General features: G+C 61.3%; 23 protein-coding genes. 10 read left to right on the top strand and 13 right to left on the bottom strand.

All coding sequences use genetic code 11. From position 1 onward, the window contains the following. Positions 1–83: 83 nt before the first annotated feature. Positions 84–887, bottom strand: coding sequence for a molybdopterin-synthase adenylyltransferase MoeB (gene moeB, locus HCG46_RS20600; RefSeq protein ID WP_055660309.1), 804 nt, complete (start codon positions 885–887; stop codon positions 84–86). Positions 888–983: 96 nt separating this feature from the next. Then, complete coding sequence (gene hrcA / locus HCG46_RS20595) at positions 984–2,057, bottom strand: heat-inducible transcriptional repressor HrcA (RefSeq protein WP_031269953.1); 1,074 nt, start codon at positions 2,055–2,057, stop codon at positions 984–986. A 171-nt stretch (positions 2,058–2,228) separates the two neighbouring features. Here hrcA and rph point away from each other — a divergent pair, with 171 nt between their 5' ends. The 7 genes from rph (at position 2,229) to HCG46_RS20560 (ending at position 9,063) form a co-directional block, all read left to right on the top strand. Further along, positions 2,229–2,942 carry a ribonuclease PH gene (gene rph / locus HCG46_RS20590; RefSeq protein ID WP_023002406.1) on the top strand — a complete coding sequence of 238 codons (714 nt, stop codon included), beginning with the start codon at positions 2,229–2,231 and terminating at the stop codon, positions 2,940–2,942. An 11-nt stretch (positions 2,943–2,953) separates the two neighbouring features. Next, positions 2,954–3,592, top strand: a complete 639-nt coding sequence (gene rdgB, locus HCG46_RS20585; RefSeq protein ID WP_168687269.1) for an RdgB/HAM1 family non-canonical purine NTP pyrophosphatase — start codon at positions 2,954–2,956, stop codon at positions 3,590–3,592. 15 nt (positions 3,593–3,607) lie between these two features. Beyond that, entirely contained in the window at positions 3,608–4,762 is a 1,155-nt protein-coding gene (gene hemW, locus HCG46_RS20580) for a radical SAM family heme chaperone HemW (protein ID WP_168687537.1), read from the top strand. A gap of 281 nt (positions 4,763–5,043) precedes the next feature. After that, the gene (phaZ, locus tag HCG46_RS20575; RefSeq protein ID WP_168687268.1) at positions 5,044–6,672 is read left to right on the top strand and encodes a polyhydroxyalkanoate depolymerase; all 1,629 of its coding nucleotides are present in this window, start codon (positions 5,044–5,046) and stop codon (positions 6,670–6,672) included. A 163-nt stretch (positions 6,673–6,835) separates the two neighbouring features. Next, positions 6,836–7,528, top strand: a complete 693-nt coding sequence (locus HCG46_RS20570; RefSeq protein ID WP_055660566.1) for a glycosyltransferase — start codon at positions 6,836–6,838, stop codon at positions 7,526–7,528. Positions 7,529–7,692: 164 nt separating this feature from the next. Next, positions 7,693–8,115: a DUF2852 domain-containing protein gene (locus HCG46_RS20565; RefSeq protein WP_023002401.1), complete on the top strand. Its 423-nt coding sequence runs from the start codon at positions 7,693–7,695 to the stop codon at positions 8,113–8,115. Between the two features lie 210 nt (positions 8,116–8,325). Next, positions 8,326–9,063 carry a SprT family zinc-dependent metalloprotease gene (locus HCG46_RS20560; RefSeq protein ID WP_023002400.1) on the top strand — a complete coding sequence of 246 codons (738 nt, stop codon included), beginning with the start codon at positions 8,326–8,328 and terminating at the stop codon, positions 9,061–9,063. A gap of 10 nt (positions 9,064–9,073) precedes the next feature. On the opposite strand, the gene HCG46_RS20555 is transcribed toward HCG46_RS20560, so the two are convergent. Together HCG46_RS20555 and HCG46_RS20550 are read right to left on the bottom strand one after the other, a co-directional pair. Further along, complete coding sequence (locus tag HCG46_RS20555) at positions 9,074–9,958, bottom strand: EamA family transporter (RefSeq protein WP_168687267.1); 885 nt, start codon at positions 9,956–9,958, stop codon at positions 9,074–9,076. Beyond that, a complete protein-coding gene (locus HCG46_RS20550; RefSeq protein ID WP_152505035.1) occupies positions 9,955–10,218 on the bottom strand; it encodes a cyclase in 264 nt (87 codons plus the stop codon). Before HCG46_RS20550 ends, HCG46_RS20555 begins: the two co-directional genes overlap by 4 nt. An 87-nt stretch (positions 10,219–10,305) precedes the next feature. On the opposite strand from HCG46_RS20550, the gene HCG46_RS20545 reads away from it, so the two are divergent. Together HCG46_RS20545 and HCG46_RS20540 are read left to right on the top strand one after the other, a co-directional pair. Continuing rightward, positions 10,306–11,139: a LysR family transcriptional regulator gene (locus HCG46_RS20545; protein WP_168687266.1), complete on the top strand. Its 834-nt coding sequence runs from the start codon at positions 10,306–10,308 to the stop codon at positions 11,137–11,139. A 76-nt stretch (positions 11,140–11,215) separates the two neighbouring features. Then, positions 11,216–11,653 carry a hypothetical protein gene (locus HCG46_RS20540; RefSeq protein ID WP_077291341.1) on the top strand — a complete coding sequence of 146 codons (438 nt, stop codon included), beginning with the start codon at positions 11,216–11,218 and terminating at the stop codon, positions 11,651–11,653. A gap of 261 nt (positions 11,654–11,914) precedes the next feature. Here the strand turns inward: HCG46_RS20540 and HCG46_RS20535 are convergent, their stop codons facing one another. The 4 genes from HCG46_RS20535 to HCG46_RS20520 all read right to left on the bottom strand — a co-directional run bounded on the left by HCG46_RS20535 (position 11,915) and on the right by HCG46_RS20520 (position 18,660). Further along, entirely contained in the window at positions 11,915–14,164 is a 2,250-nt protein-coding gene (locus HCG46_RS20535; protein WP_168687265.1) for a PBP1A family penicillin-binding protein, read from the bottom strand. 326 nt (positions 14,165–14,490) lie between these two features. Beyond that, the gene (locus HCG46_RS20530) at positions 14,491–15,429 is read right to left on the bottom strand and encodes a GNAT family N-acetyltransferase (protein ID WP_168687536.1); all 939 of its coding nucleotides are present in this window, start codon (positions 15,427–15,429) and stop codon (positions 14,491–14,493) included. Between the two features lie 289 nt (positions 15,430–15,718). Beyond that, positions 15,719–18,136 (bottom strand): ATP-binding protein, encoded by a 2,418-nt coding sequence (locus HCG46_RS20525; RefSeq protein ID WP_168687264.1) that lies wholly within the window; start codon positions 18,134–18,136, stop codon positions 15,719–15,721. A gap of 107 nt (positions 18,137–18,243) precedes the next feature. Further along, on the bottom strand, positions 18,244–18,660 hold the full coding sequence (locus HCG46_RS20520) for an Lrp/AsnC family transcriptional regulator (RefSeq protein WP_158514149.1): 417 nt from the start codon (positions 18,658–18,660) through the stop codon (positions 18,244–18,246). 138 nt (positions 18,661–18,798) lie between these two features. Between HCG46_RS20520 and HCG46_RS20515 the strand changes: the two genes are divergently transcribed. Continuing rightward, the gene (locus tag HCG46_RS20515; RefSeq protein ID WP_168687263.1) at positions 18,799–19,113 is read left to right on the top strand and encodes a cupin; all 315 of its coding nucleotides are present in this window, start codon (positions 18,799–18,801) and stop codon (positions 19,111–19,113) included. A gap of 596 nt (positions 19,114–19,709) precedes the next feature. On the opposite strand, the gene trpS is transcribed toward HCG46_RS20515, so the two are convergent. The 5 genes from trpS to HCG46_RS20490 all read right to left on the bottom strand — a co-directional run bounded on the left by trpS (position 19,710) and on the right by HCG46_RS20490 (position 26,456). Further along, positions 19,710–20,789 (bottom strand): tryptophan--tRNA ligase, encoded by a 1,080-nt coding sequence (gene trpS, locus HCG46_RS20510; RefSeq protein WP_023002390.1) that lies wholly within the window; start codon positions 20,787–20,789, stop codon positions 19,710–19,712. A 120-nt stretch (positions 20,790–20,909) separates the two neighbouring features. Beyond that, positions 20,910–22,472 carry a murein biosynthesis integral membrane protein MurJ gene (murJ, locus tag HCG46_RS20505; protein WP_168687262.1) on the bottom strand — a complete coding sequence of 521 codons (1,563 nt, stop codon included), beginning with the start codon at positions 22,470–22,472 and terminating at the stop codon, positions 20,910–20,912. Positions 22,473–22,504: 32 nt separating this feature from the next. Continuing rightward, positions 22,505–25,339, bottom strand: a complete 2,835-nt coding sequence (locus tag HCG46_RS20500) for a [protein-PII] uridylyltransferase (protein WP_023002388.1) — start codon at positions 25,337–25,339, stop codon at positions 22,505–22,507. 171 nt (positions 25,340–25,510) lie between these two features. Further along, complete coding sequence (locus HCG46_RS20495; RefSeq protein ID WP_023002387.1) at positions 25,511–25,882, bottom strand: helix-turn-helix transcriptional regulator; 372 nt, start codon at positions 25,880–25,882, stop codon at positions 25,511–25,513. Between the two features lie 4 nt (positions 25,883–25,886). Then, positions 25,887–26,456 (bottom strand): Smr/MutS family protein, encoded by a 570-nt coding sequence (locus HCG46_RS20490; RefSeq protein WP_168687261.1) that lies wholly within the window; start codon positions 26,454–26,456, stop codon positions 25,887–25,889. Between the last annotated feature and the right edge of the window lie 3 nt (positions 26,457–26,459).

Genomic DNA, 26,459 nt, shown 5'->3' with positions numbered 1-26,459 from the left:
TTTGCCCGGAAGACTGTCCGGTCAGACTTGAGGGAAGCGGCCAACAGCAGGTTTCTCACTCCCTGCGGGAGGGCAATCTCGTGTCACGCCTCCTCCAGTAGCTCCGCCCAGGTTTTCGGAGTGTCGCCGTTGAGAGGGTTCTTCGCGGAACGCTTGTAGCGAATGGTTTCCATGCGCACGGTTCTGGCGTCGAAGAGGATCATCCGTCCAACCAGCCCCTCGCCCGTTCCGGTCAGCTCCTTCAGCACTTCCATGGCCTGCATGGCGCCAATGATGCCCGTCAGCGCACCCAGAATGCCGGCCTGGGCGCAGGTCGGCAGCAGGCCGTCGCGCGGCTTTTGCGGGAAGAGGCAACGGTAGGTCGGGTTGGCCGTGCCGTCCGGGCCGGTTTCAAAGGGCTTCAAGGTGGTCAACGAGCCGTCGAACTGGCCAACGGCGGCCGTCACCAGCGGTTTTTGCGCAAAAAAACAGGCATCGGACACCAGGTAGCGGGTGTCGAAATTGTCCGACCCGTCCACCACGAGGTCGTAACGGGAAACGAGCTGCATGGCATTGTGGCCGGCAAGGCGGGTGGGGTGCGGCTCGACCTTCACATTGGGGTTCAGTCGCGCAATCGCTTCGGCCGCACTGGCAACCTTGGGCTCACCCAGCTGGTCGGTATCGTGGATCACCTGCCGCTGCAGGTTGGAAAGAGACACCGTGTCGTCGTCGGCAACGCCCAGCGTGCCGACACCGGCGGCTGCCAGATATTGCAGCACCGGCGCGCCGAGGCCACCGGCACCGATCACCAGCACGCGTGCATTTTTCAGCTTCTGCTGGCCGGCACCGCCGATCTCCTGCAGCACGATGTGGCGGGCGTAGCGTTCCAGTTCGGCGGGCGAAAGCATGTCAGGTCCTGTCTGGCTGGTCTCGGGTACACATGGGGGTGGCGGCGGCGGCAGGTCAAGCCCGTACCCGCTCGGGAAATCCGGTCTCCGGCAGGTTTATCCGAGTATCCGGCTCACCAGCCGGGCGGTGTAGTCGACCATCGGGATCACCCTTGCATAATTCAGCCGGGTTGGTCCGATGACACCGAGAACACCGACGATACGCTGGTTGCTGTCCCTGTAGGGCGACACCACCAGGGAGGATCCGGACAGCGAGAACAGGTTGTTCTCCGAGCCGATGAAAATGCGCACCCCGTCGCCCTGTTCGGCAAGACCCAGCAACTGGATAAGATCCTTCTTGCTTTCAAGATCATCGAACAGCAGGCGAATGCGCTCCAGATCCTCAACGGCGTCCAGATCGGTCAGGAGATTGGACCGGCCCCGCACGATCAGCGTGCCCGGATCGGTGGCGCTTTCCCCGCCCCAGACCGCAAGACCCGCATCAATGACCTTCTGGCTCAAGAGATCCAGTTCGGCCTGGTCCGCATCGCGGACCTTTTCCAGTTCGGAGCGGATTTCCGACAGGGTTCTGCCCTTGATCTGGGCATTCAGGTAGTTGCTGGCCTCCACCAGAGCCGAGGACGGCAGGTCACCCGGCAGATCGACAACGCGGTTCTCGACGGACCCGTCTTCACTGACGAGGATCGCCAGGGCCTTCAGCGGTTCGATGCGCACGAATTCGATATGTTTCAGCCGCATGTCCGACTTGTGGGTCAAGACAACGCCGGCGCCCATGGACAGGCCGGACAGCATCTGACTGGCTTCCGTCAGTACCTGCTCGGCCGAATTCGCCTTTTGCGACGCCCGTACCTGGGCATCGATCGCCCGGCGCTCGTCCTGGGTCAGGTCGCCCACTTCCAGAAGGGCATCGACGAAGAACCGAAGCCCGATTTCGGTCGGCAGCCGGCCTGCGCTGGTATGCGGCGAATGCAGCAGGCCCATATGTTCCAGATCAGACATCACGTTGCGGATCGAGGCAGGGGACAGCGAAATGCCGAGCTTGCGCGAAACGTTCCGGGACCCGACGGGTTCGCCGGTCTCCAGATAGGTTTCCACGATCGAACGGAAGATTTCACGGGATCTCTTGTCGAGGTCGCTGAGGCTCAAGGCTTGTTCTCCGAATGTGACCACTCACCGGGGTCGACCGGGCTTTCATCAAAAAGATATAGGCGCAAAAGGGGGCTTGCGTGAAGTATCACAACGCAAGGCCTTTACGGCGAAGGAAGTTGGGGTCTACAAGGCCCCAACGAATACACTGGAGAAACGGCGGTTTTTCCGGAACGAAAGTCGAAAGGGATATGCATGCGTCCGTCCAAACGCGCAGCCGATGAACTCCGTGCGGTCACACTGGAGCGCGGGGTCTCCAAACATGCCGAGGGGTCCTGCCTCGTCAAGTTCGGCGACACCCACGTTTTGTGCACCGCCAGCCTGGAAGAGCGGGTTCCGCCCTGGTTGCGCGGACAGAACCGCGGCTGGGTGACGGCTGAATACGGCATGCTGCCGCGCGCCACGGGCGACCGCATGCGCCGCGAAGCCAGTGCCGGCAAGCAATCCGGCCGGACGCAGGAAATCCAGCGTCTCATCGGCCGGTCTCTGCGCGCCGTCGTCAATCTGGAAGCCCTCGGCGAAAACCAGATCACCGTGGACTGTGACGTCATCCAGGCCGATGGCGGCACCCGCACGGCGTCCATCACCGGTGCCTGGGTTGCCCTGCGCGACTGCATCGAGTGGATGAAGGCCCGTGACATGGTCTCCGGCGAGGTCCTGAAGGATCACATTGCCGCCATTTCCTGCGGCATCTACGAAGGTGCTCCGGTGCTCGACCTCGACTACGCCGAGGACAGCACCGCCGAGACCGACGCCAACTTCGTTCTGACCGGGTCCGGCGGCATCGTCGAAATCCAGGGAACGGCCGAGGGTGCACCGTTCTCCGAAGAAGAATTCGGCAAGCTCATGGGCCTGGCCAAGCTGGGCATCGGCAAGCTGGTCGATCTTCAGAAAATGGCCATTCTCTAAGGGCGCAAACCATGAGCCATCGCAAGCTGGAACCGGGCAAACTGGTTGTCGCAAGCCACAACAAGGGCAAGATCCGCGAGATCAACGAACTGCTTCAGCCTTATGGTTTCGAAGTGATCTCCGCCGGAGAGCTGGACCTGCCGGAACCGGACGAGACAGGTGTCACGTTCGAGGAAAACGCAGCCATCAAGGCCCATGCGGCGGCCAAGGCTTCCCGCTTGCCGGCCCTGGCTGATGACAGCGGCTTCTGCGTTGCGGCACTGAACGGCGATCCGGGCACCTATTCAGCGCGCTGGGCAGGTCCGGACAAGGACTTCGCGATGGCCATGCGCACGATCGAGGAAAAGCTTCAGACCCTTGGCGCAACGACGGACGACAAGCGCCGGGGATCTTTTGTTGCCGTGTTGTGCCTGGCCTGGCCGGACGGCAGCGAAGAGTTCTTCCGCGGCGAGGTCGAGGGACAGATCGTCTGGCCGCCGCGCGGTACGCAGGGCTTCGGCTACGACCCGGTTTTCCAGCCGGATGGCCATGAGCGGACCTTCGGCGAAATGACCTCGGAAGAAAAACACGGCTGGTCGAAGGACGGATCCGCCCTTTCACACAGGGCGCGGGCATTCCAGCTCTTTTCTGCCGGCTGCCTGGAAGGATAAAAAGACGTGACAGGTGTGGGGGCAGCCGAAGGAGGCTTCGGCATTTATATTCATTGGCCGTTCTGCGCAGCCAAATGCCCTTATTGCGACTTCAACTCCCATGTCCGTCACCAGCCGGTCGACCAGGCCCGTTTCGCTGCCGCTTTCGAACGGGAACTCTCTCATTTCGCCGATTTGACGAAGGGCAGGACGGTTCAGTCCGTGTTCCTGGGCGGCGGCACGCCTTCGCTCATGGAACCGGCGACGGTCGACCGTATCCTGAAGGCGGTTTCCGATCGCTGGTCGATGGACGAAAATGTTGAGATTTCGCTGGAGGCCAATCCTTCGTCGGTCGAGGCCGAGCGCTTTCGCGGTTACCGGGCAGCAGGTGTCAACCGGGTCTCGCTGGGCGTGCAGTCGCTCATCGATACGGATCTGAGACTGCTTGGCCGCCTGCATGATGCGCGCACGGCCCGCACCGCCATCGAAACCGCGCGGGCAACCTTCCCGCGCCTGTCGTTCGACCTTATCTATGCCCGGCCGGGTCAGACACTGGCCGGTTGGGAACAGGAACTGAACGAGGCCATCGCGCTCGCCGCCGATCACCTGTCGCTCTACCAGCTCACGATCGAGGAAGGCACGCCCTTCCATACGCTGTTTCACGCCGGCAAGCTGAAGATGCCGGATCAGGATCACGGTGCCGAATTCTATGAATTGACGCAGGATGTGACCGCTGCTGCCGGTCTGCCCGCCTATGAAGTCTCCAACCACGCCCGTCCGGGCGCCGAATGCCGGCATAACCTCGTCTACTGGCGCTACGGCGATTATGTCGGCGTCGGGCCCGGTGCCCATGGGCGCATCACGGTGGGTGTCAGCAAGCTTGCGACCGCGACCGAGCGCCATCCTGAAACCTGGCTGGAAAATGTCGAAAGCCACGGTCATGCATTGACCGAAAACGCCGGTCTTTCCGAAGAGGAGCAGGGCGACGAATTCCTGCTCATGGGACTACGGCTGACCGAGGGGATCGACCTGAAACGCTACGAGCGTTATGCGAGCCGCTCCATCGATCCGCTTCGTCTGGCAGCCTTGATCGAGCATGGCATGGTGGAAGAAATCGGGGAAAACCGCATTCGCGCAACCCGTGAAGGTTTTTTCGTGCTCGATGCGGTGGTCGCAGATCTGGCCGCCTGAGCCGTTCTGGAACGCCGTTAATATAATGCTACCAAATTGATTTAAATGTTCTATTGGGTCTTTTGCATTGCACAGTGATTTGGTGCGAAAATGTCTTTCGCCGCGATCCTGAGCACTTAGGCGCGTATTCACATACCAATTAGAAGTATTGCGGGCTGCAACAGGCATAGCTATCCTGTTGCAATGCAATAGATGGTGTAAGAAGAGACGGGCCGAAAAAAATGTTTACGAACAATGCCAATGGGGCCGGCACCAATTGGTTCAGCAAAGGAGAGACGTCTTTGCCGTTTTACCACCTTTACGAACTGAACCACGCCGCGATGGCGCCCTTCAGAGCTTTGGCCGACATGACCCGGCTCTACTTCCAGAACCCGCTGAATCCGCTGACTCATACCAGCTATGGCCGTTCGATCGCTGCCGGCTGCGAGGTGCTTGAACGCACGACGCGCCGCTACGGCAAGCCGGAGTTCGGTCTCAAGGAAACCACCGTAAGCGGTGTGCGCGTTCCTGTACGTGAAGTCAGCGTCTGGAGCCGTCCGTTCTGCGACCTGATCCACTTCGAACGCGGGGTCACGACGCACCGCAACGATCCGAAGATCCTGATCGTCGCGCCGATGTCCGGCCACTACGCCACGCTGCTGCGCGGCACGGTGGAAGCGCTGATGCCGAATGCGGATGTCTACATCACCGACTGGATCGATGCCCGTATGGTTCCGGTGCAGGAAGGCAAGTTCGATCTTGATGATTATATCGATTATATCATCTCGATGCTGCACTTCCTCGGGCCGGACACGCACATTCTGGGCGTGTGTCAGCCGTCCGTGCCGGTGCTGGCAGCCGTCGCTGTCATGGAAGACCGCGAAGACCCCTATGTACCCTCCACGATGACGCTGATGGGCGGACCGATCGACACCCGCGTGGCGCCGACGGCGGTCAACGACCTGGCGGTTTCCAAGGGTATCGATTGGTTCAAGAACAACGTTGTCATGAAGGTTCCCTTCCCGCATCCGGGTTTCATGCGGGACGTTTATCCGGGCTTCCTGCAGCTTTCCGGGTTCATGAGCATGAACCTTGACCGTCACGTGACCGCGCATCGGGACTTCTTCCAGCATCTGGTGGAAGGCGACGGCGACAACGCCGAAAAACACCGCGACTTCTATGACGAATATCTCGCCGTCATGGACCTGACGGCCGAATTCTATCTGCAGACCGTCGAAACGGTGTTTATCGAGCACGCGCTGCCGAACGGCACCATGATGCACAATGGCCGTCTGGTCGATTGCGGCAAGATTACCCGCACGGCCCTTCTGACCGTTGAAGGCGAGAAGGACGACATCACCGGCCGGGGCCAGACCAAGGCGGCGCATAAGCTCTGCACCAGTCTGGACGACGACATGAAAGCGCATTACGAGCAGCCGAATGTCGGCCACTACGGCGTTTTCAACGGATCGCGCTGGCGGTCCGAGATCGCGCCGCGGGTCATGGATTTCATCCGCTCTAACCGTACGGACCTGCGCAAGCCTGCCGCCAGGGCACCGGTCGCCAAGGCCGCTGCCCCGGCTCCTGCGCCTGCTGCCGCACCGGCTGCGAAAGCAGCGGCCGAACCGGTCGTGAAAGCTGCGCCTGCGCCTGCCAAGGCCAAACCGGCTGCAAAAAGCAGCGGCAATTCGCTGGAGAGCATTCTGCTGACCAAGCCGGACGGTGCCGCGGATGATCTGAAATCGATCAGCGGTGTCGGCCCGAAACTGGAATCGGCTCTCAACGAAGCCGGTATCTTCCACTTCTGGCAAATCGCCGGCCTGACGGAAGAGCAGATCGAGGCCCTGGACACCAAGCTGGATTTCCGTGGCCGTATCGCCCGGGACAACTGGATCGAGCAGGCTCGCCAGCTTTCCGAAACGGTGAGCTGAAACAAGCATCGGTGAAGGCACCCACCATGGGTGCCTTTGGCCGCGTGCCTTTAACTTGTCCCAAAAAGTCCGGTTTCTGGCGGCAGGCAGCCTGCTGCTATTGATTCTGGCCTTTCGGCCCAATACAAGTGCCGGTCAGACAGCGAGGCCGGAGGTTTCAGTAGTGCTCAATATTTTTATTGGTTTCGATCCGCGTGAAGCGATTGCCTATCATGTTTGCGCCAACAGCCTGACCCGGCTTTCGAGCGACGTGCTGGCGATTACGCCGCTGTCGCTGCACAATTTGAAGACCTACAACGAGACCCATACCGACGGGTCCAATCACTTCATCTACACCCGCTTCCTGATCCCTAGCCTGATGAACTACAACGGCTGGGCGCTGTTCATGGATGGCGACATGATCGTGCGGGACGACATTGCCAAGCTGTTCGCCATGCGCGACGAGAGCAAGGCGGTCATGTGTGTCCACCACGACTACCAGACCCGGCAGACCACCAAGTATCTCGGCTCGAAGAACGAGAACTACCCGCGCAAGAACTGGTCCAGCGTGGTGTTGTGGAACTGCGGTCACCCGGCCAACAAGGTGGTAACGCCCGACTTCGTGATGAATGCCACCGGCGCGCAGCTGCACCGGTTCACCTGGCTGGACGACGAGCTCATCGGCGAGCTGCCGAAGGAATGGAACTGGCTGCCGGATGAATTCGGCCCCAACCCCGACGCGAAACTTCTTCACTTCACGCTCGGCACGCCCTGCTTCCACGAATACGCCAACGCGCCGATGGCGGCTGAATGGCACCGCGAGAAGCTCCTGGCGAACTATTCGGCGCAACATGTGATCGACGGCCCATTCGACTGATCCGTTTCGCATTTCACATATAAATCAATGAGTTAGACCTGGTCTGCAACTTTGCAGGCCGGGTTTTTCGTTGTGGGAATTCTGTGATCCCTGTCACGAATCCTTGAAGGAGCCTGCAATCGTCCCCACTTGGAAAGTCGTGGATGTCTGAAATGGATAGGACGATGACAACAGCCAAAAGTTGCATGATCAAACCTGCCTGGACGCCGGTAACTATCGGCCTGATGGTGCTGGGTTTCGTGGCATTCTGGCCGCTTGGCCTTGCCATGCTTGCCTACATTTTGTGGGGCGACCGCTTTGAAGGCATGCTCCGCGATGCGAAAGATCAGTGGCGGGGCAGCCCGCTGAAGGGAGCCTTCGAGCAGATGAATACGACTGCCTATGCCCGCACGGGCAACGTCGCATTTGACGACTATCGCGAGCGCGAACTGAAGCGACTGGAAGAAGAGCGTGCCAAGCTCGACACCATGCGCGCCGAGTTCGATGATTTCCTCCGCGAATTGCGCCGCGCGCGCGATCAGGAAGAATTCGATCGCTTCATGGCCAATCGGGGCCGCAGCACTGGCGACGAAGCCACACCGCTGTAAAGTCTCCTCCTCCCGGACCCGTTCCCCGACGGCCAGACCAAGAGCGGCGCCTGAAAAGGCGCCGCTCTTGTCCGTTTCAGAACAGCCAGAATTGCAGCCGGCCTTCAGAAAGCCGGAATCTCAATCAATTTCCCCCCTTTAGAATTGCCGCGAAATCGCTCGCAAATTCGCTAAAATCGGAACAACTGATTCGATGGACCTTCGCCCTTGATGTTTCTCCGCGCCAGCAAGAAAACGCTGCCCGACCATATCGAGATCCAGACCGGTGCCAGTGCCGTGCGCATCCGCCTCAAGGCCAATCCGCGCGCGCAGCGGTATCTTCTGCGTTTGCCGGCCGACAGGTCCGGTCCGGTGCTGACCGTCCCCAAGGGCGGCGATCTTGCCCGTGCCGAGCGGTTCGCGCGCCAGCACATCGACTGGCTGATAGAACGTCTGCAGGACAGGGCGGACCACGTCACGTTTCTGCCCGGGGAAATCGTGCCCCTGCGCGGTGAGGATCACGTCATCGTGCCAACCGGCAAGCTGCGCGGGTTGATTACCCTTGGCCGGAACGACGCCGGTTTGCCGGCGCTGTTCGTGCCGGGGGCTGAAGACCACATCCCGCGCAAGGTCACCACCTGGCTGAAGGAACAGGCCCGGGCGGACCTCTCGGCCCGCACAACACTCCACGCCGCAACCATCGGCAAGAAGGTCGCGGCCATAAGCATTCGCGACACCACCAGCCGCTGGGGGTCTTGCGCCTCCAACGGACGACTTTCCTTTTCCTGGCGGCTCATTCTGGCACCAACGGAAATCCTCGATTATGTCGCGGCCCACGAGGTGGCGCATCTGAAGGAAATGAACCATTCGGCACGCTTCTGGCGCCTGTGCGAACAGCTTGCCCCGCAAACACCGAAGGCTCGTGTCTGGCTGAAGCAGAACGGGGTTCGCCTGCACGGATACGGCTGAAATTGCATTTCTAGCCGCCCGTCCGGCGCAGGCGCGCTGCAGACTGCCAACCGAACAGGTTGACGCAAAGACCCGATACCACCAGCGCTGCCGCGCCCAGTTTCCACGGCTCCAGAGGTTCGCCCAGAACAAGGGCGGCTGAGAGCATGCCTACGATCGGTACCAGCAGGGTGAAGGGTGCCACGGTCGCCGCCGGATATCTTGCCAGAAGGCCGCTCCACACCGAAAAGCCCAGCAAGGTCGTCGGGTAGACGATGTAGAACAGAGCAAACAGCCCCCGCCACGAAACGGTTTCATAGACCTGCCGGTAGACGTCGAGACCCTCGACGAAGGCCGATAGCAGCAACAGCGGCAGCGGGGCCACAAGGCTGCCCCAGGCAACCAGCGACAGCAGATCAACGGTGCCGATGCGCTTGGTAACGAGATTGGCGATAGCCCAGGAACAGGCGGCCAGAACGACCAGACCAAGCCCGGTCAGTGTTGTGCTGCCCGTCAGGTTGAATGCCACAAGGCCAAGGCCTGCGGTCGCCAGCGTGGCTCCGGCAATCTGCGCCGGACTGGCCGTTTCACCCAGAAAGGCAACGGCCAGTGCTATCGTGATGAACACATGAACCTGCAGCACAAGCGAGGCCAGTCCTGCCGGTATTCCAAGGTGCATGCCGGCAAACAGAAGTCCGAACTGCAGCGCGAACATGAACAGGCCGAACAGGACGACCAGCCTCATCGACGTGCGCGGCCGCTTCAGGAAAAGGACGGCCGGAAAAGCTGCCAGGGCAAAGCGCAATGCGGCAAACAGGATTGGCGGCAGTTCCTGCAGACCGATCTTGATCACCACGAAATTGAACCCCCAGACCGACACCACAACGAGCGCGAGCAAAATGTCTCGTCCCTTCAAGGCCGGGTCTCCGTCCGGCCTTTCGCCGCCGCTTGGCGCTTGTGCGCTTCGGTAATGATCGTCTTGTTGAGGATACGCACTTCGCCGACCATCAACAGGCGCATGTCGCGCACAATGTAGTCTGCAAGTTCGTCGTCCGAGATGGTCTCTCCGGGAATGTCGAGCCGGAAGCCCTGCCCCTGAATGCCGCCACCGTTCGAGAAATCGATCTCGAAATCGAAGCAGACCCGTTTTTCGTCATTTGTCTGGATGTGTGTCATGGCTTGTCTCCTCAAATGGACATAGCCAACCATTGCTCCTATTGTGAAATTAATTGTTCTGGACTTATTGAAAAGAAAAATTACTCAATGGATGAACATGTCCTGCGTACCTTCGTCGCCGTCTGTGACCGGCAGAGTTTCCGTGCCGCCGGCGAGGATGTCGGGCGCACTCAGTCTGCCGTCAGCCAGCAGATAAAGGGCCTGGAAGCCGAACTCGGTGTTCAGTTGTTCAACCGCTCCACCCGTTCGGTCGAGATGACGCCGGCAGGACAGACCTTCTACAGCCATGCCTGCAGCCTGCTGGCCCGGCACCGCGAGGCGATATCCGCCGCGCGCGGGGCTTCGGTGCTGCCGTACCTGCGCATTGGCGCAACGGACGACATCGCCGCCTATGGCCTCGTGCCTGTCTTGAGAGCGCTGGAAGACGGCCCGGAGCCCTGCTCTCTCGATCTGGAAACCCACTCCTCGCAGATGCTTCTGGCAAGTCTCGGCTCCCGGTACGATCTTGTCATCGTGGTGTCGCCCCAGCGGGGCCGGACCGGTGACCTTGTTGCCAGCGTGCCGCTCGTCTGGCTCGGCAGCGCGTCGCTTTCAACATCGCAAAATGCCCTGCCGCTTGCGGTCTATGCCGACAGATGCGCCATGCGCGATGCCGCCATTGCCGCGCTGGACACGAGTTCCGTGAAATGGACGACCAAGGCCACCGTGTCCGGCCTTGTCGTCATCGAGGCGGCTGTCCGTGCCGGCATCGCCGTGGCTCCGGCCCTCACCGGGTTCCATGCCGCCGACCTGCCCACAGTCACCTCGCTGCCTGCCCTGCCACACCTGGAACTTCGCATCGTCGCCGGAACGCCGGTAGGGGAAACATACCTGCCTTATGTGCGCGAAGGCCTGCAGGGGCTTCTGGAGGCAAAAGGATAAGCGGCGGCCGGGCAAAACCAGTTGCAAACACGGGAGAATCTGCTTCGATTCCCCGGGGGAAGTTGGGAGATGCAACATGAAAAGCTTGAGATATCCGATCAAAGTCGTGGCGCTGGCCTTGCTGGGCCTTGCCCTGCCGGGACTGACATTCTCCGGTCAGGCGATGGCCGACAGCTGCTGGAACCACAATGGCTCGCTCATGCGGCTGCAGGCGCAGGGCAATCAGCGATGGCTGTCCTATGAAGTTCCGAAACCGGTCCTGCGCAACGCCGGCGTCCAGCGCGGCACGCTGCTCTTCAGCGGTGCCAAGAACGGCAACTGGTATTCCGGCACCGCCCGGGTGTTTTCCAAATACTGTCCGGGTTCACCGCTGGAATATTTCGTCGAAGGTCCGGTGCGCGGCGACCAGCTTCAGGTCACTGTCACCGGCACCCGTGAAGTCTTCAACCAGTGCCGCCCCACCGGCCGCTACACCACCGACACGCTGGTGTTCACCTACAGCCATCAGTGCTGAGGTGGAATTAACGGATATGTGTCGCAGGTATTTCTGAGAAATGGAGCAAGTGGCCCATCCTTCGAGACAGGCCTCTGGCCTTCCTCAGGATGAGGAAGATGTGTGTTGAAGGCCAGGGAAGATCAACATAGTGAACCTCATCCCGAGGAAGGCTGAAAGCCTGTCTCGAAGGATGGGCTGCACACACACGGTCGGAACGCGCAGTTCCACCGGCTGAAGCCTCAAACGCGGCCTTGTGAGCCGTGAACAGCAGTGCCCGGATCAGCCGCCACCAAACAGATTGCGCAGCAAGTTCAGCGGGCCGCGGCGTTCGCCGTTGCCTTCGCCGCCGCCGCCAATGGGGGCTGGCGGTATCGGTTCGCTGCCGGAACCGACGGTTTCCACCGGGCCGGGCTTGCGCGGGGCGGAGACGGTTGCCGGTACATCCGGCACGCCGGGCAGGTCTGCCACCGGCAGGCCCTCGTGGGAGGCATCCATCACCTCTTTCCAGACAGTGGCGGGCAGCCCGCCGCCGGACGCCTTGCGCGTCGGTGAGTTGTCGTCATTGCCGAACCAGACGGCGGTGGTCAGATTGCCCGTATAGCCGATGAACCAGGCGTCGCGGAAATCCTGGCTGGTGCCGGTCTTGCCCCCGGCGGGACGCCCGCTTTCCAGCCGTGCCTTGCGGCCCGTGCCGGTTACCAGGGTTTCCGACATCATCATGTTCATTTCGCCGACCAGACGGCGGTCGATCACGCGGCCGCGTCCATCGCCGGAGCGGGAATAGAGCGTCTTGCCGTCCACGGTCTTGATCCGCCGGATCACATGGGGGAGCACGCCATAGCCTCCGTTGGAGAACGGCACATAGGCACCGGCGATTTCCAGCGGCGTAACTTCGGAGGTGCCGAGCGCGATCGACAGGTTGTTCTTCATTTCCGAGGTGACGCCCAGCCGTTTTGCCGTGTCGGCAACCGTTCCCGCGCCAACCTCGTAGGTCAGCTGCGCGGCCACCGTGTTCAGCGACAGGCTGAGCGCCCGTGTCAGCGTCACCGGGCCGTAGTAGTCCTTGGAATAGTTCTGGGGTGACCAGTTGCCGAACCGGACCGGCTGGTCCTGGCGGATGGTCTGGGGCGAAAGGCCGTTTTCAAGCGCGGCCAGATAGACGAACGGCTTGAAGGACGAGCCCGGCTGCCGCTTGGCATAGGCTGCGCGGTTGAACTGGCTCTTGGAATAATCGGCTCCGCCAACCAGCGCCTTCACGGCGCCCGCGGTGTCCAGTGTCACGACAGCTCCCTGGGAGACGCCGTATTTCTCGCGGTTTTCCTTCAAGGCGTTGCGCAGCGCCTGTTCGGCAGCCCGCTGCATCTTCGGGTCGATGGTGGTGTCGACCACGATGTCGGTTTCGATCGAGCCGATGAAATGCGGCAGCACGTCCATCACCCAGTCGGCGGCATAGTTCTCGCTGGCGGTGGTGTAGCGGCGCACCACCTTGGCGGGCGCGGCCAGGGCGTTCTTGGCTTCATCGCCCGTGATGTAGCCTTCCTCGTTCATGGCAGCGAGCACAAGCTGGGCGCGGTCTTCTGCAAGGTCCGGATTACGGGCGGGCGAATAGCGCGAGGGTGCCTTGAGCAGGCCTGCGATGGTGGCAGCTTCCGGAATGGTCAAAAGCCGTGCCGATTTGCCGAAGTACCTGCGGGCGGCTGCATCCACGCCATAGGCGCCGGAGCCGAGATAGACCCGGTTCAGGTACATTTCCAGGATCTCGTCCTTGGAATATTCGGCCTCCAGCCAGAAGGCGAGCACCAGTTCCTGGATCTTGCGCTTGATCGTCCGGTCCTGTTCCAGGAACAGGTTCTTGGCAAGCTGCTGGGTCAGCGTCGAGCCGCCCTGCTGCAGGCGGCCGGAGGTGAAGTTGGTGTAGACGGCGCGGGCAAGACCGACCGGGTCGACACCGAAATGGGAGCGGAAGCGCCGGTCCTCGATGGCGATGACGGCATTGGGCAGATAGGGCGGCAATTGCTCCAGGCGCACGGCCTCGCCGCCGGTGTCTCCGCGGTTTGCCAGCAATTCGCCATTGGCGGCGACAATCTTGACGTTTGGCGGTCGCGCCGGAACCTGCCATTCGGAGGTCGGCGGCAGAAAGGCGGCGTAATAGCCGACCAGGCAGACAACGGCGATGGTGCCCCAGATGCCAAGCACCATGCTCCAGTAGAAGCCGCGCTTGAGAAGGCGGCCGAAGGCAGTCGGTGCCTGGAACCTGTTCTTGCGTTTGGCCTTGCGCCGCTTGGCGCCGGACCGGCCACCGCCCCTTCCGTTGCCTCGGCCATTGCCGTTGCCGTTCTTGGTCGTCTTGCGGGTGGAGGAAGCGGGTTTTTTCTTGGCCGGCGCCTTGCGGGTCTTGCCCTTGCCGGACGACTTGGAAGAAGGCGCAGCTGGACGGTCCTGCGGGCTCAAGCGCAGGTCGAGCAGGCTGCTGCCTGAATCTCCGAATGTCGGTTCAACACGCGGCTGGCGTTTCGCCCGAGGCGCCATTGATCCTTCGTCCCCTAACTCCGTACCAACCAGGGTTGGCGTTATCCGGCAAACGCCGGTTTCCCCGGAGATGAGCTTAAATTGCGGCGATTTAAGGGGGCGTTAAGGCTACGGGCTTTTGCACGGGCAAGACGACGGGATGTTCAGCTACAGGCGGCGCGCACTAGCTCGATAACCATCCCGCACAAAAGGAGCAAACCCGCAGCATCGGGAACTGATAGCCGCTCAAACGCAGGATAAATGCAAAGGCTTGTGCCTCCGCGATCCCGGCTAGGGGTCAAGCCTGGCCGGGAGGACGAAGGAAAGCTTGGCAGCAATCGCCGGAGCTAGCTGGAATAGCGGCTTGCGTCGGCGCCGTAATAATTGACGTAGCGCGTGTTCAGTTCGGACACCGGCATGATGATCAGTACATCCGTCGTGCCGAACTGGTGATCGATCACCGCCCCGTCGCCGATGAACGCGCCGAGGCGCAGATAGCCCTTCACAAGCGGGGGCAGGGCCCGCAGCGCTTCCTTGGAATTGAGTTCCTCGGCCGGCATGCGGTTCATTTCGACGTATCTGTCTTCCACCGCGCGCACGCGCCATTCTTCCGGGGCACGGGCATTGTGATGCAGGAAGGCGAGCTGGCCGGCGATGGCATCCGGATTGGTGCCTTCGATCGAGGCACAGCCGAGCATGACATCGATGTTGTGGCGCAGAACATAGGACCAGATGCCATGCCACAGGAGCTCGACGGTCTTCTTGTTGCGGTACGGCTTCAGAACGCAGGACCGGCCGAGTTCCATGAAGCGCTTGCCCGGGTTTGCGTCGATCAGCGACTGGATGTCGTATTCGGCGGCGGTATAGAAACCGGCATGCTGATCGGCGATTTCCTGGCGCAGGATCCGGTAGGTACCGACGATTTCAGGCTTCAGGCGGCCCAGCTTGTTGCGCTTCTGCAAGTCGTGGTCGACCACGAGCAGGTGATCGCAATAGGCGTCGAAGGGGTCGGCATCACGGCGGGTTGCCAGCGTATGCGCATCGGCAATGGCCGACATTTCCTCGTAGAAAACGTCATAGCGCAGGCGCTGTGCCTTTTTAACTTCCTTGGAGTTGCGGGCCATCCGCACTTCCAGGGATCCGATCCGGCCGAGCGTTTCGCCGGTCTTGACCGGGGTCTGCAGCGCTGGCCCGATGCGCTGCGCGTTGGGGAGGTTGGCGTCCGGACGCATTGCCGGTGTGAATTTCCTGACCAGTTTCCTGGGAGAAAAAAGCCCTTGGCGCATTATGGACATTCCACCCTCGTGTATTCCTTATGGCGCACTGACAGGTTTCACAGGTTCTCGTCTGTTTCACTTGCCGAATTACCTTCGCCGGAACATTACGTCCGAACCCGGTCAGTGTGCTTCAAGCCTGCCGTAGAACATACTATTCCGACAGCTGGATGACACTCGGTTTTTTGCGCCGTGTTTTCCACGTGCAAGCTTAGCCCACTCTTGCGGCTTTGTGAATTTCTACGAGCGCCAGTGGAAGCGTTTCCACTTCCGGCTGTCGCGACAGGGAAAGTTCGCTGCGTCAGGCGCGGCTGATTTCGGCCAATGCGTCGGAAATCGCTTCCACGGAAAGCGGTTTCGTCAGATAGCCGGCAGCGCCCACTTCGGTCGCCTTGTCCCTTGCATCCTTCATGACATCGGCGGTCACGATCAGCACCGGTACATTGGCCCGGCCGGCGGCCTGTTCGTCGGACCGGATCTGTCGAATGGCCTGGAATCCGTCGAGGCCTGGCATGTGCAGGTCCATCAGGATTGCGTCATAAGCGCCGCTGGCGGCTTCCTCGACGGCCTTTTCGCCGTCGATCACCATCACCGGCACATGGCCGAGCTTGCGCAGCATGGCTTCGCTCAAAAGGCGGTTGATATCGTTGTCTTCCGCCACGAGCAGGCGCAGCGGCCGGGCCGGAACCTTGTAGCGGTTCGGCAGGAAGCCGTTGCTGACGGGCTCCGCGCTTGCGTCCCAGGCGTGTTCCATGCCGTCGTCGTCCAGCAGGCCGGAAAAGATCTGGACCAGGGTCTCGATCCGCACCGGGCGGATCAGATAGGCGGCATAGCCGGCTTCGCGCAGATGTTCCAGGCGCTCGCGTTCTGGCGGGGCGATCATAACGACGGCAGGAGCCTTGCATCCGGTCAGGCGGGCAGAGGCCAGCCAGCCGCCGCTGTCGGACAGGGCACCGTTGTCGACAACAAGTAGATCGGCCTCGGCCAGCGCGGCATCGAGATCCGAACTGCCCGGTGCATGCACGGAAACATTGGCTGCGTGATATTGCAGCCGTCTGGCCAGCAACGGGCATTCGATCTGGCTGGTGCTGACGAACACGATCCTGCGGCCCTCAAGCTTGGCCAGGCGTGGATCCGTGTCGGCAACGAGGGATTCGGGGATCGGCAAGGACACGCGGAACTGCGCGCCGCCGTCTTCGGAGGGCTGCGCGGCAATTTCGCCACCCATCAGGCCGGCAAGCCGCTGGGCGATGGCCAGACCGAGGCCGGTGCCGCCGAACTTGCGCGCCGGGCCATGGTCGACCTGCTCAAACTCCTGAAACAGCCGCTCGGCCTCCTGTTCGTCAAAGCCGATGCCACTGTCGCGCACGTCGATATCCAGAAAACCGCCACCGTCCGGATTGGGGCGCCCTGTCAGTTCGACGGCAACGCCGCCCTCATCGGTGAACTTGATGCCGTTGCCGATGAGATTGTAGAGGATCTGGCGGACACGGGTGGCGTCCAGCGTGACCTCTTCCGGCAGGTTCGGGTCAAGCATGGAGCCGATTTCAAGCGACTTGGCGTGGGCTTTCGGAGCAAGCAGTTCAACGACGCTTTCCACCAGGGCGCCAACCCGAACCGGGGCAGCCTGAATGTCGAGCTTGCCGGCCTCCACCTTGGAAAAGTCGAGCACTTCATCGATCAGGAGCAGCAATGTTTCGCCGGAGGTTTCCAGCGCCTCGATATAGGCGCTCTGTTCCTTGGTCAGGCGGGTGTCGCGCAGGAGCGCGGCCATGCCGAGCACGCCGTTGAGCGGCGTACGGATCTCGTGGCTGACGGTCGCGAGAAAGCGGGATTTCGCCTCGTTGGAGCTTTCGGCGGAATGACGGGCAGCCAGCAGTTCTTCCTCGATCAGGCGCCGCTCGGTCACGTCGCGCAGAACGGTCTGCACCAGCTGGCGATCCGTCGTGGTGTCGCGCACCGGAATGTCGATACGTGAGAACCAGCGCGGGCCCTGTGCGGTGTCGATGTGGAGATCCTGAAAGCCCATGCCCGGGGTCGTCTTGTCCAGGGCCTGCGTGACGGCGCTTTCAAAGCCCACTTCCTCAAGCAGTGGCAGATGCAGGGTTGCACCCGGCTGCAAGGCATGTCCGAGCCCGAACACATCGTCTGCAGCAGAGTTCACATAGGTGATGGTGCCGTCCTGGTCGCGCCGGACGACGACATCGCCAAGCGTTGCCAGGATGCTGGCGTGACGTTCGTCGGATTCGCCAAGTTCCCAGGCGCGGTCTTCCAGTTCCTCGCAGCGTGCCATCAGGCGGCGGATCTTGTCATCCTTCACCTGTAACGCCTGCACCGAGCGCTGCATGTCGTCGGCAAACAGCCGCCAGACAGCCAGCCCGCCGGCAAAGAAGGTCAGGCCAAGACCGAGAAACCGGTTCAGGCTGTCGCTGGAAACCATGATGAAACCGGCGGCAAGGCCGATGATCATGCCCGCAAGGGCAAGATGCTGCAGTGATTTGGCAGGCGCGGAGACGGGCGCGTCTGTGGCCCGGCGGCCTGGGCCGACTTCGGGACCGACGTCCTCCTCGTCGAGGGGTTTCGTGATGCTGGAAGAATATTCGTCTGTAGTTACGGTGTCCGCAGAGGCAAGCTTTTGCTCTTCGGCAAAGAATTTGTCCTGCGTGTCATCGGCTTCTGGCGCGGCATTGACGGCGCGTTCGCTGTTTTGACTGACCAAGATAACTACTCTCTACAAGATCCTGTTGCCTTGAGAGTGCGTTGTAAACTTTGAGAAACCGTTTCATTGCCTGACAAAAAAAGTAAATCGGGAATTTCGCGCCGCGTTCATATCCAGTCTTTCAGCACCGGATGGGTCTCGACATTGGCAATTCCATCAAGGGCAGCAATACGATTGCGAAGCTCGGCGAGGCTCTCCAGCGTCCGGGCGCGCACCAGCAGAACCATGTCCCTGTCACCGGAAATCGAGCGGCACTGGAGAACCTCCTCGAATTTCGAAACCACCGGCGCAATCGCCGCACAGGTCGCCGAGCCTGTCCGGATCCACAGATAGGCTTCGATTTCGGCCGGCTCCGGATCGCTGATCCGGATCGTGTAGGCGCGAATGACGCCGGTTTCTTCCAGCTTCCGGACCCGGGCCTGAACGCTCGACCGGGCCAGGCCGACATGGGCAGCCAGCGTTTTCACAGGTGTCCGGCTGTCGGCTTCCAGCAGTTGCAGCAAGGTCCGGTCGATTGAATCCATGGGTCTTCTGTCATTGTCCTGTGTGTCGAACTGCCTGCGTTCACCGGCAATTGACCGGCCGAACCGGTCAAAATGCCGGAAGAAACGAGAGCCTGTCCGCGATAGCACCCTTGAGTGATTTTGCAGCGGGAGAGTTTCATGGATTTCCATCTCGATACAAGCAGCTTTACGGCGGAAAGAGCCTGGGGGTCACGTCTGATCGGTGAACTGGACGGCATCACGGTACGCCTGCACTGGACGGACAAGCCCTACAAATGGCACGTCAACGACGGTCCGGAAGTCTTCGTGGTTCTGTCGGGCACTGTCGACATGCACTACCGCGAGGCCGGAACCGAGAAGGTTCAACGCCTGACCGAAGGACAGATCTTCTTCGCCAACGACGGCGATGCCCATGTGGCCCATCCCGTCGGAGAGGCAAGAGTGCTCGTGATCGAGCGCAAGGATAGCGTTTGACAATGTAGATCACGGAACCGGGCGGCGGTAGCAAGCCTGCTGCCTGACTCGGCTGGCAAGTTCCTGCCGGCCGCATGGCTAGATCATCGAACAGACGCGCCCTCTCCGCTCGCTCGTCATTGCAGGGATCGACCCTGCAATCCATCCCCTGACCTTCGTCCACCGCAAAACTTCGCCGATTTGGAGCGTATCGGCATGGATCCCATGGTCGAGCCATGGGATGACGGAATTGAGGAAGGGGAAAAGGCCTGCCTTTTCATCCCGGGCAATGCGTAGCGAAGCGCGGGATTCAGCATTTGCTGTCGTCAGGACCGGCTCCCACGCGCTGCAATGATTTGTCATCCCGGTTTGACGCAACGCGGCAAGACCGGGATCCAGTATGCCGTGTCGTCCGAAGCGAATGATCGCAAATCAGCTGGATACTGGATCCCTGCCTGTGCGGGGATGACGACCTGCAAGGGTATGAGACGGATCTCCGCTTTTTTCCGGGCAAGGCGCAACGGTGTAAGGTGGAACGTTGCGGATTGCGGTTACCCAAGCAAAAAACCCGGCAGAAACCTGCCGGGCTTTCAGGATCAGGTTGTTGTCGCGTCGGTTTACCGGACGTCGAGGAAACCGATGATCTTGCGAACGTCCTTCAGCACCGGTTCGGCGATGGCCGAGGCCTTTTCGGCGCCTTCCTTCAGGATGGCATCGATCTGCGCCTTGTCATCCATCAGGCGGCGCATTTCGTCGGTCATCGGCGAGAGTTTCGCCACCGCCAGGTCGGACAGGGCCGGCTTGAAGGCCGAGAACTGCTGACCGCCGTATTCCTTCAGGACGTCGGCCTTGGTCGCGCCGCTCAGGGCGGCATAGATGCCGACCAGATTGTCTGCTTCCGGACGGCCTTCCAGGCCGCCGGTTTCGCTCGGCAGCGCGTCCGGATCGGTCTTGGCTTTCTTGATCTTCTTGGAGATCGAGTCCGCGTCGTCCGTCAGGTTGATGCGCGACAGGTCCGACGGATCGGACTTCGACATCTTCTTGGTGCCGTCGCGCAGCGACATGATCCGGGTAGCCGGGCCGGCGATCATCGGCTCGGTCATCGGGAAATAGAGATATTCCGGCAGTTCCGGAGACGGCGTCGGGTTCTCGATGCCGATATCCAGTTCCTTGATCCGGTCCGCAAAGTCGTTGTTGAACTTGGCGGCGATGTCGCGGGTCAGTTCCAGGTGCTGCTTCTGGTCGTCGCCGACCGGAACATGGGTCGCGCGGTAGGCCAGAATGTCGGCAGCCATCAGGTTCGGATAGGCGAACAGGCCAACGGAAGCGTTTTCCTTGTTCTTGCCGGCCTTTTCCTTGAACTGGGTCATGCGATTGAGCCAGCCCATGCGCGCCACGCAGTTGAAGATCCAGGCAAGTTCGGTGTGTTCGCGAACCTGGCTCTGGTTGAAGATGATCGATTTCTTCGGATCGATGCCGGCCGCCATATAGGCAGCGGTCACTTCACGGGTTGCCTGGGCAAGCTCGTGCGGATCCGGAAACCCTGCCGTGATGGCATGGCTGTCGACGACGCAGAAGATCGTCGGCATCTGATCCTGCAACGGAACCCAGCGCGAAACGGCGCCCAGGTAGTTGCCAAGATGCAGGTTGCCTGTCGGCTGGACGCCGGAAAAGACACGGGGCTGGAACTCCGCCATTTCAAATCCCTTTGATGGTGCGGCCGGTTGGAAGGGCGCTATGAATGTTTGGGCGGGCCGGGTTTAAGCCCGGTCCGTTATGCATGCAAGCTGGAAACGGCGTACGCCGGCGTTTCGCGGTCAGGTGTTGCGCCGTCTCAACGCTTTCAGCATGCCGACAAGGTCGGATCCGCCGCTGAGTTGGGTGAAGACGGCAAAGGTGACCATGCCGACGAGCACGAGCAGAACGAGACTGCCCGCACGCACCGCCAGCCACGGCGCCGATAGCCAGGAGGCCATGTAGATGGCAGCAAAATGCACCGCGACCCCCATCAGCAGGCTGGCGAGCACCACCAGCGACAGCCGTCGGAGCAGCTTGAAATCGGGCTGGAAATGGCCCCGTCGCCACAGAACGATGATCAGGAGGCCGGTGTTCACCCAGCCAGCCAGCGTTGTGGCCAGCGCGATGCCCACATGCTGGAGCATGGGAAACAGCGCGATCGACAAGCCGACATTCACGACCATGCCGACAACGGCAAAGATCATCGGCGTCTTGGTGTCTTCCCGCGCGAAATAACCGGGCGAAAACACCTTGTTGAGTACAAAGGCGGGCAGGCCAAAGGCAAATGCCGTCAGGGCTGCAGCCGTGCCTTCCACGGCGGCGGCATCGAAGCGCACCCGCTGGAACAGCACCGAGACGATTTCCTGCGGTATGACCGCCAGAGCAACTGCGGCCGGCAGGGTTAGCACCAAAGAAAACTCCAGTGCGCGGTTCAGGCTGTGCTGGTAAGCGCCCATCTGCCCGGCGCGCAGCTGGCGTGTCAGGCTGGGTAAAAGCACCACGCCGATGGCGATGCCGATCACCCCGAGCGGCAACTGGTAGAGCCGGTCAGCGAAATAGAGCAGCGCATTGGCGCCTTCCTGCATGGAGGCGATGATCTGGCCGACGGCAATGTTGATCTGGGTGACGCCACCGGCAACGACGCCCGGAATGCCAAGCATCAGCAGGCGTTTGGCCGACCTGGTATAGCGCGGACGGAAGACGGGGATCTTGAAGCCGAGGCGCTTCAGGTCGATGAGGACGACGATCAACTGCACGATCCCGCCAACGGTGACGCCGATGGCCAGAATGACCCCGAGCGACGTGTCGTCCTTGATGCCGAGATAGAGCACTGCGCCCAGAACGGCGCTCATCACCACGTTCAGCATCACCGGTGCGAAGGCAGCGGCGGCGAAGCGCTGATAGGTGTTGAGAATGCCGCCGATGAAGGCAAGCATCGACATGAAGATCAGATAGGGGAACGCGATCCGCGACATCAGCACAGTCAGATCGTACTTGGTAGGGTCTTCCACGAAGCCCGGTGCCAGTGCCCACACCACCAGCGGCATGAAGATTTGTGCAAATGCAGTCAGCACCAGCAGGCAGAACAGCAGCGCTGCGCCGATTTCCCCGGCGAACCGCTTGGCGCCCGCATCGCCCTCTTCCTCGACCGTTCGCCCGAACAGCGGGATGAAGGCGGAGTTGAAGGCGCCTTCCGCGAACAGTCGGCGGAACAGGTTGGGCAGACGGAAGGCCACCACAAAGGCATCGGCAACCGGACCGGCCCCGACGACGGCGGCCAGAAGTACGTCGCGAACGAAGCCGAGCAGGCGGCTCAGCAGGGTCGCGCTGCCGACGGTTGCGAAATTGCGGACGAGACTCATGCCGGAAGGACTCCGAAGAGGAAGGTATGCACTTATGAAGCCTGCCGCTGAACCTTGCGGGTTGCCGGAGCTGCCGGATCGAGTTCCACATGGCCGTCGACCGCATTGGCAAGGCGCTCACGGATGATTTCCTGACGCCCGATGTTGGCAATTTTCTGTCCGGTGAGATCGGTGACGTAGAAAACGTCGACCACTTTCTCGCCGAAGGTCGAGATATGGGCCGAACCGATGTTCAGATTGAGCGTCGCGATGGAGCGCGTCAGGTCGTAGAGCAGGCCTGGCCGGTCGAGACCGGAAATCTCCAGCACCGTGTAATCGTCAGACAGCGCGTTGTTGACCAGCACTTCGCTCGCCACCTTGAAGGCCTTCATGCGGCCCTTGACGCCGGTCTTCTTGGAAACGGGCTCCGGAAGCCGCTCTTCGCCGCGCAGTGTGGTCTCGATCAGCTTGGCAATCCGCTCGCCGCGGCGCTTTTCGTCTTCGTCGTCCGGCAGTTCCCGACCGATGAAGATCGTGTCCAGAGCATAGCCGTCTGTGGTGGTGTCGATCTGTGCGTCAACGATATTGGCACCGGTCGTGTAGCAGGCCCCGGCAATGATCGACAGCAGGCGCGGATGGTCTGGCGCCATGATCGTCAGCTCGGTCACACCCTCGAAGGCGCGTGGGATGACCTGGAAGGCGAGCTGCCTCTTGTCCTTGTCGGCCTTGTGCAGAAGTTCGGCATGGGAGACCAGCCGCTCCGGCTCCGTTCGCAGCCAGTAGGCCGGATAATGTCTGTTCAAATAGGCATTGCGGTCCTTGGCGGACCAGTGCTCCAGCTTGCTGCCGAGCTCTTCCTTGGCCTTGTCGATGGTCTGGCGATGCGACATCTTCGTGTGGCCGCCGGACAGATGGGGTTCGGTGGCATAGTAGAGCGTGCGCAGCAGCTGGCCTTTCCAGCCGTTGAAGACGCCGGGCCCGACGGCGCGAATGTCGGCCACGGTCAGGATCAGGAGCAGTTTCAGCCTTTCGAGCGACTGCACCGTGTTGGCGAAATCCGTGATCGTCTTGCGGTCCGACAGGTCGCGCGACTGGGCAATGGTGCTCATGTCCAGGTGATGCTCGATCAGCCAGGCAACCGTCTCGGTTTCCGCGTCGTTCAGTCCGAAACGCGGGCACAGCTTGCGCGCGACCCGGGCGCCGGCGATCGAATGATCTTCCGGCCTGCCCTTGGCGATGTCGTGCAGGAACATGGCGACAAACAGCACCTTGCGGTTCTGCAGCGTCAGGATCAGGTCTGTTGCCAGCGGATGGTCGTCGCCGGAGTTGCCGCGCTCGATATCGGCCAGCACGCCGATGGACCGGATCAGATGCTCGTCGACCGTGTAGTGGTGATACATGTTGAACTGCATCATCGCCACGACCTTGCCGAACTCGGGCACGAAGCGGCCGAGCACGCCGGTTTCGTTCATCTTGCGCAAGGTCTTTTCCGGCGCGTGCCGGGAGGTCAGGATCGACAGGAAAAGCCGGTTCGCTTCAGGGTCGGCGCGCAGGCTTCCATCGACCAGCTTCAGCGAATGCCGCATCAGGCGGGTCAGCTGCGGATGCATGTTGTAGTCGTGCTTGTCCGCGATCTGGAACACCCGCAGGAGGTTGGTCGGATCGGTTTCGAACACGGTATCGGATACCGCATTCAGGCGGTTGTTCTCCACCACGAAGCCGGTCGCCCCTTCAACGGGCTTGGCCGTTGCCGAAACGCGGCCTGCGCGCAGGCGGCGCATCATGCCGGTCAGGCCCTTGCCGCGCGGTTCCTTGACGTGCTCTTCCTCCAGCGCGGCGCAGATGATGCGGGTCAGATCGCCGACATCCTTGGCCACCAGGAAGTAGTGCTTCATGAAACGCTCGACATCCTTCATGCCCGGGTGCTGGGTGTAGCCGAGCCGGATCGCGATCTCGCGCTGGACATCGAAGGACAGGCGCTCTTCCGGCCGTCCCGTCAGGAAATGCAGATGGCAGCGGACCGCCCACAGGAAGTCGTCAGACTTCTTGAACCGCGCGTATTCCGAGCGGGTCAGAACGCCTTTCTTGACCAGTTCCGACTGTCTGTTGACCCGGTAATGGTACTTGGCGATCCAGAACAGGGTATTGAGATCGCGCAGACCGCCCTTGCCTTCCTTGATGTTCGGCTCGACCAGGTAGCGCGAGGCGCCCTGGCGCTTGTGGCGGTCATCGCGTTCCAGCAGCTTGGCGGCGATGAACTCCGAGCTGGTGCCTTCGACCACTTCCTTGTCGAAGCGCTGGACGAGTTCCTCGAAAAGGGCCTCGTCGCCCCAGATGTAGCGGGCTTCCAGAATGGCGGTGCGGATGGTCATGTCCGCCTTGGACAGGCGGATGCATTCATCGATATTGCGGGTCGCGTGGCCTACCTTGAAGCCCAGGTCCCAGAGCATGTAGAGGATATATTCCACCACCTGCTCGCCCCAGGGGGTCTGCTTGTAGGGCAGTACGAACAGAAGATCGATGTCGGACCCCGGCGCCAGTGTGCCGCGGCCGTAACCGCCAACGGCGGCAATGGCCATGCGCTCCGCGGCGGACGGGTTCTTGATCCGGTAGACGTGGTGCAGGGCGAAATCGTAGATCACGCGGATCAGCTCGTCCTGGATATAGGACAGCCGCCCGGCGCACAGCAGCCCGCCGCCGTCCTCGTCCAGCATCGCCTGGGCCTTGCCGCGAGCGTCTTTCACCACCTGCTTCAGCATCGCAAGAACAGCCGAGCGGGTCTTCATGTCCGAACCGTCGCCGTCATTGCCGGCGGTCAGCGCGGTGAGGCGATTTCTCAGGTCATCGGCATCGATCAGTCCGGCAAGGTCTTCCTGGGAGAGTTTCATACTGGTCCAGTGTTCCGTTCAGCAGGCGCAGGTTTGCTGGAGGTTATATAGAGGATGGGGTTGAAGGACACGTAAATCCTGAACTGACCTTTAAGAGGCTGCGTTCCAAGCGGTACAGAAACAGCAATGCACCGCCATGCCACGGTTTGAACCTGGCGAGGGTATGCGTCGTCACACACCGTCCTTCACGGCAGCAACCCGGAGCTGGTGCAGGAGGGCTGCAAGAGACTCTTCGGAAAGGCCTCCGATCTTCAGCGCAAGCTGGTTGGCAAGTTCGGTGGCCTTCGGGTCCATGCCGGCCGTGTCGATGGTGACGCGAGGGTCGGACAGTTCGGCCAGGCGCTGGATTTCTTCCGCTTCATCCCAGATGACGTTGAAATAGGTGATGATTCGCTGCACCAGAAACCAGGTTGGCTTGCCACGCTTGCCATGTTCCAGCGCGGACAGATAGGCACTGGATACCGACAAGGCCGCTGCCATTTCCTTCAGCGACACATCCCGTTTTATCCTGAGTTCCCGGATTTTTGCGCCAAGTGGGGTCACGGCCCTACCTTCTTTTTCGAATGCGAACGTACAGTGCGCCGCCGCCGCCGTGGTTCGCGTGGGCTTCCTCGTAGCCAAGTACCACGGATCGCAAGTCGGGCATCGACAGCCACTGGGGCACCATTCTGCGCAAAACGCCGCGCTCGTCCATATAGGCGCGTGCGTCACCGCTGCCCTTGCCCGTGATTACCAGCACAACCTTATGACTTCTCGCCTGCGCCTGGTAGAGAAAGCCGCGCAGCCGGTCATGCGCCTGATGCTGGGTCAGGCCGTGCAGGTCTATCCGCGCATCAATTGCCTTCACGCCGCGAACCAGCTTGCGGCGGTAGCGGTGTTCCAGCTGATGCAGCGGCAGCGGTGTTGGCGGTGCCTTGGCCGCAGCGGGAGCCTGGATCGCGGTCGCGGTTTTCAACGCCTTTGCGGGTGCCGCCGGTTCGGCTTCGGTGATTTTCTCAAGCTCGGCCTTGAGGTCCTGAGCCCTGTCCGGATGCAGCGGCGTCAGGGTTTTGGCAACCTTGCCCCACAGTTCCCTGTCTTCCGGCGACAGTGTCCCTTTTTTGCCCCGTCTTGCCATCTC

It is taken from the genome of Labrenzia sp. PO1 (genome assembly GCF_012273635.1).
GTDB classification, from domain to species: Bacteria; Pseudomonadota; Alphaproteobacteria; order Rhizobiales; family Stappiaceae; genus Roseibium; species Roseibium algicola.
This window is presented reverse-complemented; position numbering and strand designations above follow the sequence as displayed.